This window comes from Oceanisphaera sp., assembly GCF_048268965.1.
Lineage (GTDB): Bacteria > Pseudomonadota > Gammaproteobacteria > Enterobacterales > Aeromonadaceae > Oceanimonas.
Genome location: NZ_JBLWUK010000002.1, coordinates 199,232 through 214,562, shown reverse-complemented (window position 1 = coordinate 214,562; position 15,331 = coordinate 199,232). Strand labels below are relative to the sequence as shown.

Sequence of the window (15,331 nt, the reverse complement as noted above, 5' to 3'; positions counted from 1 at the left end):
CCTGACTGGGGGGACAAAAAATGATGTTGCTTGCAAAACGGCATCGATTTTTTATTCCCCGTTGGGATCTCTCGATTTCTGTGCTGCTGTTATCGCTATTATTGCTGGGTTATGGCGTTAACCAGTACCGGCAACATCGCGATTACTCGGCGCTGGAACAAAACGTCATGCCTGTGGTAAAGGCGCTGCACCATCTACAGCACAAGGTGGAGTTCTATAACGAGAACGGCCAGTATTTAAATGAAAAGATAGTGGACCTGTCGTTGGCTGCCTCAAGCTTCATGCAGTTTGCTAATAGAGAAAGCCATCCACCGGCCAGCCTGGATGAGGTGCTGGCGCAGCTTGAGCACTATCAGCAGAGACTGCAGCAGCTACAAGACGCAGACATGCGCAGTCGCTATGCCCTGAGTGCCTTTGCCGACAGGGTGAATGCGTTAAACACCCAGGCCAACAGCGAGCAATACCGGCTCTTGTTGCGGCGCAGCCAGCTGTATACCAATGCGACCAACCTCCAGTATCTGTATGCGTTGGATGATGACGCCAGCCGCCTGCAGCCCGGGGCCAGTGAGCAGCAGCAAGAGGCACTGTATTTTTTTCAGCTGTACTGGCATAGCCTGGAAAAACTGGTGCAGCTGCGCTATGACATTGCGGTGGACGACAGCGCCGTGTTGTTAGCCCATGCCAGCCAGTGGCGCGAGCAAGCCGAAGACGGCTGGCAAGGCATGGTGATGGCTTTATCGCTGATTTTGCTGCTGTATTTTGGCCTGGGACTGGCCTGGCTCGTCTTGCGTAACCGTGAGCTGCGCGACGCCAGTGAGGCCGCCTTTGCGCTGGCACGGGCCAAAACCGACTTTCTGGCCAACATGAGCCACGAAATTCGTACTCCCATGAACGCCATTATCGGCTTTTCCTCCTTGCTGCAACAAACGCCGCTGACCATGCAACAGCTGCAGTATCTGAAAAAAATCGAAAACTCCTCCGACAATCTACTGCTGTTGATTAACGATATTCTGGATCTCACCAAGGTAGAGGCGGGCAAGCTGGAGCTGGAAGACATAGAGTTTGATCTTAACGAGCAGCTCGAACGCTTGTCCGGGTTGTTTTCGGATATGTCGGAACATAAACAGCTGGAAGTGATTATCGACAAGGATCCCGCCGTGCCCGATCGCCTGCACGGAGATCCGCTGCGCCTGGGGCAGGTGCTGGTCAACCTGGTCAATAACGCCGTTAAATTTACCGAGCGGGGCGAGGTGGTGCTTAAAGTCTTTATCTGCAACCAGGCCGAGCCTCGGCTGTGTTTTACGGTGACCGACACCGGCATCGGCATTATTCCCGCACAACTCGACCGCCTCTTTCACTCCTTTACCCAGGTGGATGCCAGCACCACCCGTAAATACGGGGGGACCGGCCTTGGCCTGAGTATTACCCATCATTTGGTGCAGCTGATGCAGGGCACCATCGAGGTCAGCAGTCAGCCCGGACGTGGCTCGACTTTTACCGTGCACTTGCCACTGCAGCCGGTGGCAAGGGTGCGCTCGGAAAGAGCCGACAGGCCTTCGCACCTGAAAGGGCGAAAAATCCTGCTGGTGGATGACAATGTCCTGGTCATCGAAGTGCTCGGCCAGTTGCTGCGTCAGCTTGGGTTGGTGGTGTATAGCGCCTCGAACATCAATGATGCGAAAGAGCTGCTGCTCAAGCGCGGCAGCGAGCTTGAGCTGGCGCTCATCGATTGCTGTCTGGGTCAGGACAGCGGTCTGGATCTGGCTCGCCATATGCTTCAGCAACCCCATTTAAGCCATATCAAGGTGGCAATGAGCAGTGCCTTTGGCCAGGAGAAGCCCGCCGAGCAAATGCGCACCCTCGGCCTGAACCAGTACCTGGCGAAGCCGGTGACCGAGCACAGCCTGCGCCATTGCCTGGAGCGATTGCTGCACCAGCCCGAGGAGCAGGAGGCAACACCCAGCTGCGATGAGCAGGATCTGGCACCTTATCAGGCGCGGCTGCTGGGCAAGCAAATATTGCTGGCCGAAGATAACCGCATGAACCAGCAGCTTATTGTGGAGTTTCTGAAAAAAATAGGGGTGTCGGTCACCCTGGCCAACAATGGCCGTCAGGCGGTGGAGTTAACTGCCGAGCATAACTTTGATGCCATACTAATGGACTTGCAAATGCCCATACTCGACGGCATAGAAGCCACCCGGCAAATTCGCAAGCTCAATATCAATCACGACATTCCCATAGTGGCACTCACCGCCAGCGCCATGCGGGGTGACCGGGAAGCCAGCCTGACGGCAGGCATGAACAGTTACGTGACCAAGCCGGTCAATCGCTTCGACTTGTATCAGGCGCTGATGCAGGTATTAGCGCCGGTCGTGACCCAAGCCATCCGGGAACAGGAGCCAGAGGTACCGCCGGTGCAGGCCGAGCCACAACGCCAGCCAATGCCTGGGCAGGCAAGGACTTGTACCGAGGAGCAGCAGCAGTTTATTGCACAGCACCAGGATGACGGTTGGCTATTACAGGCGTTGCTGGCCACCGAAAACTGGCCGGAAGCGCAGCGAGTGGTGCGCACCCTGGCCGAGCAGGCCAGGGCCTGTGGCTTGGTCTCGCTGGCCAACCAGGTACTCACCTTATTGTTGCCCCTGCAGCGGGAGCAAAGGCCATCGGCCGAGCAGATAAGCGAGCTGAACCAGTTATTGGCGGAAGAAAAGCAGCGCTTGCAGGCTGCATCGGGCTAGGGAGCGTTGTTCTTCTAATACTGGACCCATCACCCCCTTGAAAACTCTGCCACCCTCGCGAAGGAACGCCATCCTCGCGAAGGAACGTCATCCTCGCGCAGGAACGTCATCCTCGCGAAGGCGGGGACGGGGACGGGGGACCCTGTGCGCCACGGGTCAGCAGATCCTGGCGTCGCGCTGCCCACCTTCGCTTTTTAGCCATTATTTTTGAAAATGAGATCTTTCTCACACTTTACTCGGTGGTGGTGTTTTATTTTACCTTGAGGTTTAAAGTTGGAGTTATCTGCTGTCGAGTAAACCACGCTCAGATGAAGATGTAGCCTGCTGGAGTGCTGAGCTGATGCGGTTTGGCTCGTGGTTTGATTGCGCTATTTTTTACTCTGGATTTTCTTGTTTTTATAGACGATATTCTCGGTATTGAAACATCTTGCCAGGGGAATGTGATGAAGGTATTGGTATTGGGTAGTGGCGTTGTCGGTGTAACCAGCGCCTGGTATTTAGCGCAACAGGGTCACGAAGTGACCGTTATCGACAGACAGCCCGATGCGGCTGAAGAAACCAGCTTTGCCAATGCCGGTCAGCTTTCATTTGGCATGAGCTCCCCCTGGGCGGCGCCGGGTATCCCCCAAAAAGCCGTCAAGTGGATGTTTCAGTCTCACGCTCCCCTGAAGGTTCGCCCCAGCCTTAACCCGGCTCAGTGGCAGTTTATGCTGTCTATGCTGGCCAACTGCAATGAAAAATCCTACGGCGTGAATAAATCGCGCATGGTGCGGGTTTCCGAGTACAGCCGTCAGTGCATCAACAACCTGCAGGATGAGCTCAAACTGCCCTTTGAAGGTCGCAAGAAAGGGTTGCTACAGGTTTTTCGTACCCAAAAGCAAATTGATGATGCGGCCAAAGACATCAAGGTGCTGCAGGAATTTAATGTGCCGCACAGCATGTTGAATGTAGCGGAATGTATTGCCAATGAGCCGGCGCTGGAGCGAGTCAAGCACAAGCTGGTAGGCGGCTTGCATTTTCCTGCCGACCAAACCGGTGACTGCAACCTGTTCACCAAATCCCTGGTAAAGAAATGCCAGGCGCTTGGAGTGGTGTTTAAATTTAATACCGAAATCAAGGCCTTGGTGAACGACGGCGACACGATTCGCAGCGTACAAACATCAAATGGACTGGAAACCGCCGATCAGGTGCTGGTATGCATGGGCAGCTACTCCCCATTCTTGCTGAACCCCCTGGGTATTCGTCTGCCTGTGTATCCCATTAAAGGCTACTCACTGACGCTGGACGTGAAAAGCGATGCAGATGCGCCCCAGTCCACCGTCATGGATGAAACCTACAAGGTGGCCATTACCCGATTCGATAATCGCATTCGTGCCGCCGGCACGGCAGAGCTGGCCGACTTTAACGCCGATCTGCCCAAAGCCCGTCGCGCCACCATTGCCGAGTCGGTAAGAAGTTTGTTCCCCGAAGGTGGCAATGTAGAAGAAGCCGAGTTCTGGACTGGTTTCCGCCCCATGACGCCAGACGGCACACCCATTATTGGTGCCACCCGTTACAAGAACCTGTGGTTGAACACCGGCCACGGTACCCTGGGCTGGACCATGGGCCCGGGCTCGGGCAAGCTGATCGCCGATCTTATCAGTGGTCGTCAGCCCGATATCGACGACAGTGGTTTGGCAGTCAGCCGTTACGGCTAAGCCTGAAGCCGGCCCGGTCGGCGGCTAGACAGCGGTATATCAAGGCGCCATAATGGCGCCTTTTTCGTGCCTGTCTGTCTCACGCAGCTCGATGAAAGGCGGTGTGCATTTTTAGCCGGGGGCGGGGTGGCGGGCGCCAAGTTATTAAGGGAAGTATGTTTTCGACCTTGCTCAACATAGTGGTGCCGGTCTTTGCCGTGGTGGCGATAGGCTTTGCCTTTGGCCGACGCCAGCGGCATACCGACATGAGCTTTGTGAACCTGGCCAATGTGGCGGTGTTTTGCCCGGCCCTGGTATTTTCGGCGCTGGTCGACAACCCGATACAACTAGGAGCCAGCTGGCCGCTGCTGGTGGCCGGCGTACTGGTTATTCTGTTGCCGGGGCTTTTGCTGTGTGTGTTTCACTTCCGGGGGCTGGAGCGGCGCACCCTGGTGCTGGGGGGCATGTTTCGCAATACCGGCAACATTGGTATCCCCCTGATGATGCTGGCCTATGGCGACGATAAGCTCGGCGCCATTATTATTTTGTTTGTGCTGTCCAACGTGATTCACTTTTCCCTGGGCCTGTTTATTTTATCGCACTCCGCAGGGCGCTGGCAGTGGTTGAAAAGTCCCATCCTGTGGGCGGCCGCACTGGGACTGCTGTTGGCCGAGCATCGCAGCCTGCTGCCAGAGTTTGTGTACACCAGTAGTGATTTGCTGGGACAGATAGCAGTCCCTCTCATGCTGTTTGCCCTGGGGGTTCGGCTGTCGAGTGGCGAAATTGGCGAGTTGGGGCTGGCGTTCAAGGTAAATGTCAGTTATCTGCTGGTTGGGGCCAGCAGTTTGTTGCTGGTAGCCTGGTGGTTGCCGTTAACCCGGGACTGGCTGCAGTTGCTGGCGCTGTCGGTGATGCTGCCTCCTGCGGTACTTAATTATCTATTATGTGAACAATATGGCTGCCAACCTGATAAAATGGCCAGCATTGTGTTACTGGGAAATCTGCTGTCGATAGTGACTATCCCCGTGGTTATTTATCTCACCTTGACTTTTCTGTGATTCACCTATGAGAAAAGACGCCTCTACCAAGTTAGAGCCTTGACTCCAATCTGGATAAAAGCCTAAATACGCCGACAAACACGTATTTATTAATTTATCCAGCTGCTTGTTTCTAATGCGATTTTATCTGTTTATACTGACCCTTTATTTATTATGCGGTGCAAATGGAACTGATACCAAGTTGGCTTAAACCCGCGCGGGCATCCTCTGCAGTGGGTATTTACCTGACATCAAATACCTTGCTTGCAGTTGATGAACTTAACCCCCTGATGCTGATTGAGCGGCCCCTTGCCAGTGGCGAGACGGTGACCGCTGCGCTGCGTGCCTTGCTTGACGAACAGCAATGGCTGGGGCAGCGGCTGCATATTGCGCTCAGCCGACAGTGGTACAAGCAAACCCAAATCGAAAAGCCCGCCATGCCGGACGACGAACTGCAGCAAGCCTTGCCCTGGTGCATGCGCGAGCTGGTGAGTGAACCGGTTGAAACCCTGCTGTTCGATTATATCGACTTGCCCCAAGGCCCGGCAGGGCAGGCCCGTATCGCCGTTTACAGCAGCGAGCGCGAGCAGTTGGCGACACTGGTACGAGCCATTACCCCTCAGTGTGAGATTGCCACTATCGGGGTGGATGAGCTGGCGATGGCCAACCTGCTTGAGCCCGACGTACGCGGGCTGTTATTGCACAAGGTGCCCGGTCAGGAGTTAACGCTGACCTTTATTCATCAGCGCCAGTGGCACTTTTCCCGCACCATTCGCGGCTTTCAGGCACTGGATGACGAAAACATGCCGGTCGATCAGTTTGTGTTCGACAACCTGTTGCTCGAATTACAGCGCAGCATCGACTATGCGGTGGGCCAGCTCAAGCTGACCGCGCCCAACAACTGGTATCTGGCACTCCCGCAGCGCGTGACGCCAGCCATTCAAAACGCCATTAGCCAGGTATTTGATATCAAACCCGAGTCACTGACCTCTGACGTTTTCAGCCCCATCGGCCTGCCGGCACTGGGAATTTTGAAAGAGAGCAAGGCATGAAGCAGCGCATCGAGTTTTATCAGGCCGCGCTGAAGCCGGACCAGGATCATGCCAACCTTGGCCTGTTGTGGAAAGTCAGCCTGGCCATAGTGGTGCTGTGGGGAGCCATATTTGCCAATGCCGGCTTCAATAGCTATCAGCTTGAACAGCAGAACAATGCCTTGCGGGCCGCCGTGATGGCGGGAACGCGGGATACCGAGCAGTTGCATCAAACCCTGGCTCTGCTGAATGGCCGCAAGGACGACAGCGAGCGCCAGCGTGTCGAGCAGAATATCAAGGCGCGCCAGCAATTGCTGAGCCTGCTGGCACAAAAAAATCTCGTGTCTTATGCCAGCACATTAAACGATTTGGCGCACATTCCCTGGCAGGGCGTGGCGTTAAAGGGCCTGACCCTGCAAGGAAAACAAATGGTATTGCGTGGCGAAGCCGCCAGGGCCAGTGACGTGCCTGCCTGGATTCTGGGGTTTGAGCAGCGCAGCAGCCTGCGCGGGCATGCGTTTGGTCAATTGGCGATTAATCAGCAACCCGAGGGGGGCTTTAGCTTCAGCCTCTATAGTGCGGAGATGACGCCATGAGTTCCATCAAGCAGCAGATGGCCGATCTGCACAGCCGTTTTCTTGCTTTGTCTCAGCGTGAGCGCTGGTTGGTGCTGGGCGCCTGCTGGGCGTTGGTGGCCTGGCTGGGGCTGCTGGTGTATGAGTCCAGCGTGCAGGCCAGCGTGATACAGCGTGATACCGAGCAGCAAGCGCTGCACCGTCAGCTTGCCGAGCAAGAGCAAATTAAGGCCGAACTCAGCCAGGGCATTGCGAAATTGTCGAATAGTGATAATGCCCGGCAGCTGGAACGGCTTAATCGCCGCTTGAGCCAGCTCAACGAGAACGTTGATGAACGAATGCGTACCCTGGTAGAGCCAGAGCAAATGTCGGGCCTGCTGCTGAGCATGCTGGAGCAGAGCAAGGGCCTGGAGCTGCTGGAACTGAGCAACCAGGCTCCGCAGCGGCTAAACGCTGAAGAGGCCAGCGAGCCCCTGTACCGGCACGATCTCAGTCTTTTGCTCAGCGGCAGTTATATGGCACTGCTTGATTACGTCAAACTGCTGGAGCAGCTGTCTGGCCGTATTTTTTGGCGTGGCCTGGAATTCGAGTTAGAGGAATACCCGCAAGCCATTATTCGCCTCGACTTTTTTACTATCAGCCAACACAAGGAGTTGCTGCGTGGTTAATTCATTATTGTTGCTGCTGCTGAGCACGACGGCAGGGGTGCAGGATCCTACCCAACCCTTGAGGGCGCCGGCTGTTGTACCCGCAGCCCCCACAGCACCAGGCATGACACACGCACCTCAGCTACAGTTGCAGGCCATTTTCAGTGGCCGTCAGGGCAGTGCCATTATCGACGGCCAGCGTTACCAAGTGGGCGATAGCGTGCAGAACTATCGGCTGGTGCGCATTAACGCGGATCAGGTATTGCTGCAAGGGCAGGGCAAGCCGCTGACCCTGACGTTATTTCCTTCATTATCAAGCTTGAGTAATCAATGAACGTAACAATACGACCTTTAGCGATAGCCTTGCTGGGTGCGTCTATGGCGGCCTGTGTCACGGCACCGGGTGGCTCTTTACCCAAAGCAGCACTCGACGACGCTCTCAACATTCGCCCCGATGCGGTGCCCATGGAGGTCGAGCAGGAATTAATGAGCGCCCGGCCCACCAGCACCGCCGTTACGGCCAGCCCTCGGGTGCGTCGCTTCGACATTGCCGCCAACGGGGTAGCGGCCAGCAGCTTTTTCAATGCCCTGGCCAGCCAGCACGGCATCAGCATAGCGGTACACCCGGACGTAAACGGCGCCATTAGCCTTAACCTGCGCCAGGCGACCCTGTCCGAAACCATGGCGGCCATTTCACAGCTTTATGGTTACGGCATTGAGTATAAAAACGGCGTGTATCAGGTTTATCCCAACGGCGTGCGTACTCGCACCTTTAACGTGAACTATCTGATGCTGTCGCGCCTGGGGCAGTCAAAAACCGCCGTGAGTGGCAGCAGCCTGTCCAGCGATAGCGATGGCGGCAACTCGGGAGATTCAACGCGCATCAGTACCGAGTCCAACAACGACTTTTGGGCAGATCTCGAGTCGGCCCTTAGCCGTTTGATTGGCGACAAGGACGACCGCGTGGTGGTCACCAACGCACAGGCGGGTCTGGTCAGCGTACGTGCCGCCCCTGATGAGCTGGCTCTGGTGGAAGATTTTTTAACCCGAGCCGAACGCCAGCTTAAGCGCCAGGTGGTATTGGAAGCCCGTATTATTGAAGTCGAGCTTAATGATGGCTACGAGCAGGGCATAGACTGGGCGAACCTGCAGGCTGGCACCGGCGATAACATAGGGCCCGAGCATAGAGTTACCGGTGGCACCGTCAATCCATTTCCCGGTTTTTTGAATCCTATCGCCAATCTCATCGGCGGCGGAGCCGTGTTTAACTTTACCGACGGTAACTTTACCGCCGTCGTCAACCTGCTGCAGACTCAGGGCGAGGTAAACACCTTGTCCAACCCCAGGGTGACCACCAGCAATAACCAGAAAGCGGTGATCAAGGTGGGCACCGATGAGTATTTTGTTACCAACTTTACCCTTAACACCACCACCAGCAATGGCGTGGTAGAGCAGTCTCCCGATATCGAGCTGGCGCCGTTTTTCTCGGGCATATCACTGGATGTAACGCCGCAAATATCCGACGACAACAAGGTGCTGTTGCATATTCACCCCTCGGTCACTGAAGTCACCGATGGTGATAAGCAAATCGACTTTGGCGGAGGCAGCATTACCTTGCCGCTGGCGCGCAGCACGGTACGCGAATCGGATACCATAGTGGAAGCCCGCTCCGGCGAGATGATTATCATTGGCGGCCTGATGCAGGAAAAACAAAGGCAGATGGAAAGCGGCTTGCCGGTGCTCAGCAAAATTCCGGTGCTGGGCAACCTGTTTAAAAACCGCAATCTGGGCACGCAAAAAAGCGAGCTGGTGATCATGCTCCGCCCGGTAGTGGTTGCCGAAAATACCTGGCAAAACGAGTTGCAACGCTCTCGCGACCTGCTGGAAAAATGGTATCCACCCCAGCCCGCGCCGCTTAACATGATCCACAGCGGAGTCTTGTAATGGCACTGTGCCGCGGAACAGCAGGGGTAATCAGCTCCTCGAAGCTTTGCCTGTTGGGACTGTCATTAATGGCAATCCCCACCTTGGTCAATAGCTCGGATGCGCTGGACGCCGACTACCAAAACGTGGCGTGGCAAGATCTGCTGGTCACGGCAGAGCCTGCTGATAGCGAGGTTCTGGGTGAACTCAACATTAGCGAAGTGGTGCTCAGTCGCGCCGACTGGCTGGCCGAACTGCATCGGCAGGCAGATGCCGCCCTGGCCATCAACAACTGGCCGCTGGCGGAGCAAGCATTACAGCAGGCGCTTGCTGAATACCCTGACGATCATGGCAGCCGTTTAAGACTGGCCGCCTTGTTGTATGGCCGTGGCGCCCTGGTGCAGGCGCGAGAGCAGCTACAAATCGGCTTGACGCTGGCGCCCGAACAGGCCGACTTGCGGTTAACCCTGGCACGACTGCTGGCCGAGCAGCAACGTTATAATGCGGCGTTGCAAGTGCTTGACGAAGTCCATCCACCCTTGTTCGAACACCTGGACTATTACAGCCTCAAGGCCGACATGGCGCGGCGCAGTAACCAGTGTGAGCAAGCCATTGCGACCTATAAACAGCTATTGGAGCATAATCGGGTGGGCGGCTGGTGGCTGGGGCTGGGGTTATGCCAACGGCAAATAGGTGAAGATTTTACCGCCGCCTTTTTGCAGGCGCGATCCAGTGCCAACCTGGGCGCGGCATCGCAACGTTTTGTAGAGCAGCAATTACAGCAGTTACAGCAGCGGGGGCAAGATGGCCAAACACAAACTGACTAAACGCCTGGGTGAGTTACTCATCGATCATGAGGTGATCACCCCGCAGCAACTGGACACAGTACTGCAACAACAGCAGCGTGAGGGAGGGCGCATTGGCGCGCTGATGGTGCAAATGGGCATACTCACCGAGCAAGAACTACTGGGCTTTGTCGCCAGACAACTTGACTTGCCCCTGCTGGATTTGAACAAGGTAGAGATAGACCCCAAGGCCGTCAAATTGCTGCCCGAGGTGTATGCCCGCCGCCATCGCGCTTTGGTGATAGCGGCGGATGATACCCAGGCGACGGTGGTGTTGTCCGACCCCGCCGAGCTTGATACCCAAGACGCCATTAATGATTTGCTTTTTCCGCGAGAAGTGGAGTTGGCGGTAGCGCCGCAAAGCCAGCTGTTTGGCTTGTATGATCAGTTATATCGTCGCACCAAGGACATCGCCAACCTCGCCGAGCAGTTACAGGATGAAAACGCGCTATCACGACCGGCACTAGAGGCCGCCGGCCTGGATGACAGCGACGCAACCGTGGCCAAACTGCTGTATTCGATGTTTGAAGATGCCTTGCAGGTGGGGGCGTCCGATGTGCATATCGAGCCTGAAAAAAACCTGATCCGTTTACGCATGCGCGTAGACGGCTCGCTGCAGGAAACCGAACTTAAAGAAGTCAACATTGCCCCCGCCCTGGTATCACGACTGAAAATCATGGCCGGCCTGAACATTGCCGAACGTCGTTTACCCCAGGACGGCCGCTTTGCCCTGACCATTAAAGGCAATCCGGTGGATGTGCGCATGGCCACCATGCCGGTGCAGTTTGGTGAAGCCGTGGTATTGCGGTTGCTGGATCAGTCCCAAGGCATTCGCAGCCTGGACAAAGCCGGCATGCCTGCAGACTTGCTGGCGTCATTTCGGCGCAAGCTGGCCAGCCCCAACGGCATTATTCTGGTGACTGGCCCCACGGGTAGCGGTAAAACCACCACCCTGTATAGCGCCTTGACCGAACTCAACACCCCAGAGCGTAAAATCATTACCGCAGAAGATCCGGTAGAGTACCAACTCCCTCGGGTCAATCAGGTGCAGGTGAACACCCAGGCCGGCTTGACCTTTGCCGGTATCTTGCGCACCAGCCTGCGACAAGATCCCGATGTCTTGCTGATTGGCGAAATGCGCGATCAGGAAACCGCAGAAATAGCCATGCGCGGCGCGCTTACCGGTCACCTGGTGCTGTCGACCCTGCACACCAACGATGCCCCCAGCTCGGCAATACGGCTGATGGACATGGGCGTGCCCGGTTACTTGGTGGCCAGTACCCTTAAAGGCGTATTGGCCCAGCGGCTGGTGCGCCGTTTGTGTGAATACTGCAAGGTGGAGCATCCGCTTGAGCAGAGTGAACAACAGTTTTTGCAGTATTTGGCTCCGGGCATAGAGGCAGGGCACTTTTATCAGGGCAAAGGCTGTGCCAGCTGCAATCACACCGGCGCCAAAGGGCGAGTGGGGGTCTATGAATGGCTGGAGATCAGCCAGGACATGGCCGACAGCCTGCGCGAACAAAACATAGAGCGTTTTAATCAGTTGGTGACCGCCGACACCGGTTACGTCACCCTGGCGCGCTCGGCACTCAAGCTGGCCCAGGCCGGTGACATAGCCTTAAGCGAAGTACTGCGCCTGAGCGAGTGGCTGGACTGATGGCGTTTTTTGAATATCGGGCGCGCAATGCTCGTGGCCAGCTAAACAAAGGTCGACTAGAGGCAGCCTCGGCCCAGGCCGCCGCCGACAGTCTGATGAACGCCGGCCTGATACCGGTCGAAATAAAAGAGGCCAAAGGCAGCGTAAAAACCGATATCAAGTGGCGTCAGTTTCTGCATGGCGGCGTAAAGCTGGAAGTGCTGTTGATTTTATGCCGCCAGTTTTCTTCGCTCACGCGGGCCGGTATTCCCATTCTGCGGATTGTAGAAGGGCTGCGCGACACCACGGATAACAAGCTGCTGATTTCGGCGTTAAACGAGGTCGCCGAGGCGCTTAACCAGGGGCAAACCCTGGCCAATGCGCTGGCGGGACACCCGCATATTTTCAACAACCTGTTCGTGTCTCTGGTCGATGTCGGCGAAAGCACTGGGCAGCTGGAAGAGGCATTTTTGCAACTGGCCCATTATTTTCAGCTGGAACTGGACACCCGCCGTCGGGTGAAGGCGGCCATTCGCTACCCCATGTTTGTGACTATCGCCATGATAGCGGCCATGGTGGTGGTCAACATTTATGTGATCCCGGCCTTTACTGGCATATTTGCCAGCATGGGTACCGACTTGCCCTGGGCTACAAAGCTGTTGATCAATTCATCTGCTTTTTTTACCAGCTACATAATGCATATAGTGGTGAGCATTATTGTCACCAGTATTTTACTCTGGCGCTACGTACAGACTAAAAAAGGCCGTTTGCGCTGGCATTACTGGCTATTACGTATTCCCATTATCGGGCCCTTGGTAAAACGAATTTTACTGGCACGTTTTTGCCGCAGCTTTGCCATGATGCTAAGCGCCGGAGTTCCGATAGTGCAGGTGTTAACCCTGGCCGGCAACGCCACTGGCAACGCTTACTTGACCCAGGCGATTTTAGCCATGGGCGACAAGCTGGCCTCGGGCAACAGCCTGTCGCGGGTGGCCACCGACAGCGGTGTCTTTACCCCGCTGATTTTGCAGATGTTCAAGGTGGGTGAAGAAACCGGCCGGGTCGACCAAATGGTGATGGAAGCGGGGCGCTTTTATGAAGAAGAAGTGGACTACGACATTACCAACCTGACCTCTAAAATCGAACCTATCTTGATAGTCGGTATATCCACCATGGTATTACTATTAGCCTTGGGTATCTTTACCCCCATGTGGGACATGGTGGGCTTGGCCGGTTAACTCTTAATCACGTAAATGCTTGCCGGTTCTTAGCATACAAAGTATGATATTCTCGATTATTAAATCAACTTTAATTTATATTTAAATAGTTAAATGTTAACGAAGGGATAAAAGAATTCATGAATAAGTCTGCCGGTTTTACATTAATAGAATTAGTGATTGTTATTATCATTCTCGGTATTTTAGGTGCCGTGGCTGCCCCTAGATTGTTCAACCTGCAAGGTGATGCCTACGGTGCCAACTTGAATGCCATGAAGAGCTCTATTTCTACGGCCGCGACCATGGCTAACGCCAAAGCTCAGATAGCCAGTAAAGGTATGGGAGCAGCAGATGCCGATGATGCAAAATCAGTACCAGGATACGCAGATACTACATTTGCTTTTGGCTATCCAATTGCGGGACTCAACGCTACGACCAACGTTGAAGACGATTGGAAAGGTGGTATTTTAGGTACATTAGATAATTTCGACGCGGGCCGTTATAATGTTGTTATTGATGAAACTTCAGTAACCATCAGTCCGAAGAGCTTAGACTCTGAAAAGTGTAAGGTCGTGTATACACAAGCGTCAAAAGCTGCTGACGAAACTATAATTACTCCTGCGGAAGTAACATCTACAACTGAAGAGTGTTAATAATTAATACTTTAATAGGGCGGCTTAGGCCGCCTTTTTTAACGCTATTAAATCCTAATCCGATGAAACCTTAATCTTATGCATGCATGGCGTGGTTTTACTCTTATTGAACTGGTGCTGGTCATCTTGTTGACGAGCATTGTCGGAGCCGTAGTCTTGCCGCGGCTGCCGTTAGATAATCAGTTTGAGCAGCGATTGCAGGCAGAAAACCTGGTGGGCTTGCTGCGCCAAGTGCAGTTAAGAGCCATGAATGATCCGGCGGCGTTGGCAGAAAATAGTGAGCTATCACGCTGCGGCCTGATTGCATTTACGGATAACGGTTTTTCTATTGCGAAAAACTGTAATGCAGCACAACTATTGGACGAAAGTCAACTAACAGCTGCCGAACAACAGGGGCTGTTTTTAGGTAAAACCGGATTAACACTCACGATAGCATCTTCCTCCTCTTATAGCTTGCCACTGCTATTGCAGTTTGGTCAGCAGTCAGCTGTTGATCCTAACTATTTGAGTGAACATAGTCGTTTGGGGCGCCCATTTATTAATGGTGCTCCGTTAGATAGTACCTTGATGATTACCTTGGGCGATAAAGTCGTGCGTATAGAACCCGAGGGGTATGTTCATGGCCCTTAATATTAACAATCAGGTTTTAAGCCATCAGCGCCTTTGTTTGCACAGTGCCAAACAAACGGGCCTCAGCCTGGTGGAATTTGTGCTGGGGCTGGTTATTCTTGCCATCGTTCTGGTGGGCGTGGGTATTTTTTTTTCCAGCCAACATCGGCAACTGGATCCGGTGTTTCAGTTTCGAGCCGTGTCGCTGGCCGAAGCCCTGACTGAACAAATCTGGTCGGTAAAATACGACGACAATAATAACCCCAGCGTACAAGAGCGCTGTGGTATTACTCCCAGTGTAATAGGGTGTATCAATACTAGCTCTCTAGCTAGCACAGCCAATATTAAAGACTTTACTGTGGTGGATGACTTCAACCTTTGGTGTGGTGCCAATGCTATCGATGGCCAAACACTAGCGAGCGATCTTGGATTGCCAGCTCCTGAGCTGTATTCGCGTTTTAATGTGGAGACCTGTGTTGAGTCTCCTCCGGCGTTAATGCCCGGTTACGATGAAGCCAACCCAGTTCTATTCGTTAAAAAAGTCAGAATTAACATCATAATCATTCAAGGTGGCACTCTGACTTTTGAGCTACACAGGTACAATATCCGATGAAAGCGCGCGGTTTTACGCTCATAGAACTGGTGATAGTACTGGTATTAATCGGTATTAGTGCTATCTTCAGCGTCCGCTTTATTGCCGATATGGCCAGCAGTTATGTTAACACTGCCGAGCGCGGCCAGGCT

Annotated in this window: 14 protein-coding genes and 1 pseudogene; all 15 read left to right on the top strand. The window is 54.3% G+C overall.

Annotation, left to right across the window (positions count from 1 at the left end; all coding sequences use genetic code 11):
* The first annotated feature begins 20 nt into the window (after positions 1-20).
* Positions 21-2,738 (top strand): response regulator, encoded by a 2,718-nt coding sequence (locus tag ACN0VL_RS02305; protein WP_417614497.1) that lies wholly within the window; start codon positions 21-23, stop codon positions 2,736-2,738.
* 443 nt (positions 2,739-3,181) lie between these two features.
* Positions 3,182-4,435, top strand: a complete 1,254-nt coding sequence (locus tag ACN0VL_RS02300) for a D-amino acid dehydrogenase (protein WP_417614546.1) — start codon at positions 3,182-3,184, stop codon at positions 4,433-4,435.
* A 155-nt stretch (positions 4,436-4,590) separates the two neighbouring features.
* Positions 4,591-5,472, top strand: coding sequence for an AEC family transporter (locus tag ACN0VL_RS02295; protein ID WP_417614496.1), 882 nt, complete (start codon positions 4,591-4,593; stop codon positions 5,470-5,472).
* Positions 5,473-5,636: 164 nt separating this feature from the next.
* Positions 5,637-6,503: an MSHA biogenesis protein MshI gene (locus ACN0VL_RS02290; RefSeq protein WP_417614495.1), complete on the top strand. Its 867-nt coding sequence runs from the start codon at positions 5,637-5,639 to the stop codon at positions 6,501-6,503.
* Complete coding sequence (locus ACN0VL_RS02285; RefSeq protein WP_417614494.1) at positions 6,500-7,078, top strand: fimbrial assembly protein; 579 nt, start codon at positions 6,500-6,502, stop codon at positions 7,076-7,078. The genes ACN0VL_RS02290 and ACN0VL_RS02285 overlap by 4 nt, the downstream gene beginning before the upstream one ends.
* Complete coding sequence (locus ACN0VL_RS02280; RefSeq protein WP_417614493.1) at positions 7,075-7,725, top strand: MSHA biogenesis protein MshJ; 651 nt, start codon at positions 7,075-7,077, stop codon at positions 7,723-7,725. The genes ACN0VL_RS02285 and ACN0VL_RS02280 overlap by 4 nt, the downstream gene beginning before the upstream one ends.
* A complete protein-coding gene (locus ACN0VL_RS02275; protein ID WP_417614492.1) occupies positions 7,718-8,038 on the top strand; it encodes an MSHA biogenesis protein MshK in 321 nt (106 codons plus the stop codon). The genes ACN0VL_RS02280 and ACN0VL_RS02275 overlap by 8 nt, the downstream gene beginning before the upstream one ends.
* The gene (gene mshL, locus ACN0VL_RS02270; protein ID WP_417614491.1) at positions 8,035-9,648 is read left to right on the top strand and encodes a pilus (MSHA type) biogenesis protein MshL; all 1,614 of its coding nucleotides are present in this window, start codon (positions 8,035-8,037) and stop codon (positions 9,646-9,648) included. Before ACN0VL_RS02275 ends, mshL begins: the two co-directional genes overlap by 4 nt.
* 68 nt (positions 9,649-9,716) lie before the next feature.
* Positions 9,717-10,454: a tetratricopeptide repeat protein gene (locus ACN0VL_RS02265; protein WP_417614490.1), complete on the top strand. Its 738-nt coding sequence runs from the start codon at positions 9,717-9,719 to the stop codon at positions 10,452-10,454.
* Entirely contained in the window at positions 10,432-12,129 is a 1,698-nt protein-coding gene (locus ACN0VL_RS02260; RefSeq protein WP_417614489.1) for a GspE/PulE family protein, read from the top strand. The genes ACN0VL_RS02265 and ACN0VL_RS02260 overlap by 23 nt, the downstream gene beginning before the upstream one ends.
* Positions 12,129-13,346, top strand: a complete 1,218-nt coding sequence (locus tag ACN0VL_RS02255; protein ID WP_417614488.1) for a type II secretion system F family protein — start codon at positions 12,129-12,131, stop codon at positions 13,344-13,346. The genes ACN0VL_RS02260 and ACN0VL_RS02255 overlap by 1 nt, the downstream gene beginning before the upstream one ends.
* 119 nt (positions 13,347-13,465) lie before the next feature.
* The gene (locus ACN0VL_RS02250; RefSeq protein ID WP_417614487.1) at positions 13,466-13,978 is read left to right on the top strand and encodes a prepilin-type N-terminal cleavage/methylation domain-containing protein; all 513 of its coding nucleotides are present in this window, start codon (positions 13,466-13,468) and stop codon (positions 13,976-13,978) included.
* 78 nt (positions 13,979-14,056) lie between these two features.
* Complete coding sequence (locus ACN0VL_RS02245) at positions 14,057-14,608, top strand: prepilin-type N-terminal cleavage/methylation domain-containing protein (protein ID WP_417614486.1); 552 nt, start codon at positions 14,057-14,059, stop codon at positions 14,606-14,608.
* Positions 14,598-15,200 carry a type IV pilus modification PilV family protein gene (locus ACN0VL_RS02240; RefSeq protein ID WP_417614485.1) on the top strand — a complete coding sequence of 201 codons (603 nt, stop codon included), beginning with the start codon at positions 14,598-14,600 and terminating at the stop codon, positions 15,198-15,200. Before ACN0VL_RS02245 ends, ACN0VL_RS02240 begins: the two co-directional genes overlap by 11 nt.
* Positions 15,197-15,262 (top strand): annotated as a pseudogene (locus ACN0VL_RS02235) (prepilin-type N-terminal cleavage/methylation domain-containing protein); the annotation flags it as partial. The gene ACN0VL_RS02240 and the pseudogene ACN0VL_RS02235, both read left to right, overlap by 4 nt.
* Positions 15,263-15,331 lie beyond the last annotated feature (69 nt).

Bases quoted from the DNA above. Each gene is read 5' to 3' on its own strand.
- ACN0VL_RS02290 (WP_417614495.1), top strand. From the start codon at position 5,637: ATGGAACTGATACCAAGTTGGCTTAAACCCGCGCGGGCATCCTCTGCA.
- ACN0VL_RS02240 (WP_417614485.1), top strand. From the start codon at position 14,598: ATGGCCCTTAATATTAACAATCAGGTTTTAAGCCATCAGCGCCTTTGT.
- ACN0VL_RS02245 (WP_417614486.1), top strand. From the start codon at position 14,057: ATGCATGCATGGCGTGGTTTTACTCTTATTGAACTGGTGCTGGTCATC.
- mshL (WP_417614491.1), top strand. From the start codon at position 8,035: ATGAACGTAACAATACGACCTTTAGCGATAGCCTTGCTGGGTGCGTCT.
- ACN0VL_RS02265 (WP_417614490.1), top strand. From the start codon at position 9,717: ATGGCAATCCCCACCTTGGTCAATAGCTCGGATGCGCTGGACGCCGAC.
- ACN0VL_RS02300 (WP_417614546.1), top strand. From the start codon at position 3,182: ATGAAGGTATTGGTATTGGGTAGTGGCGTTGTCGGTGTAACCAGCGCC.
- ACN0VL_RS02260 (WP_417614489.1), top strand. From the start codon at position 10,432: ATGGCCAAACACAAACTGACTAAACGCCTGGGTGAGTTACTCATCGAT.
- ACN0VL_RS02280 (WP_417614493.1), top strand. From the start codon at position 7,075: ATGAGTTCCATCAAGCAGCAGATGGCCGATCTGCACAGCCGTTTTCTT.
- ACN0VL_RS02255 (WP_417614488.1), top strand. From the start codon at position 12,129: ATGGCGTTTTTTGAATATCGGGCGCGCAATGCTCGTGGCCAGCTAAAC.
- ACN0VL_RS02305 (WP_417614497.1), top strand. From the start codon at position 21: ATGATGTTGCTTGCAAAACGGCATCGATTTTTTATTCCCCGTTGGGAT.
- ACN0VL_RS02250 (WP_417614487.1), top strand. From the start codon at position 13,466: ATGAATAAGTCTGCCGGTTTTACATTAATAGAATTAGTGATTGTTATT.
- ACN0VL_RS02285 (WP_417614494.1), top strand. From the start codon at position 6,500: ATGAAGCAGCGCATCGAGTTTTATCAGGCCGCGCTGAAGCCGGACCAG.
- ACN0VL_RS02295 (WP_417614496.1), top strand. From the start codon at position 4,591: ATGTTTTCGACCTTGCTCAACATAGTGGTGCCGGTCTTTGCCGTGGTG.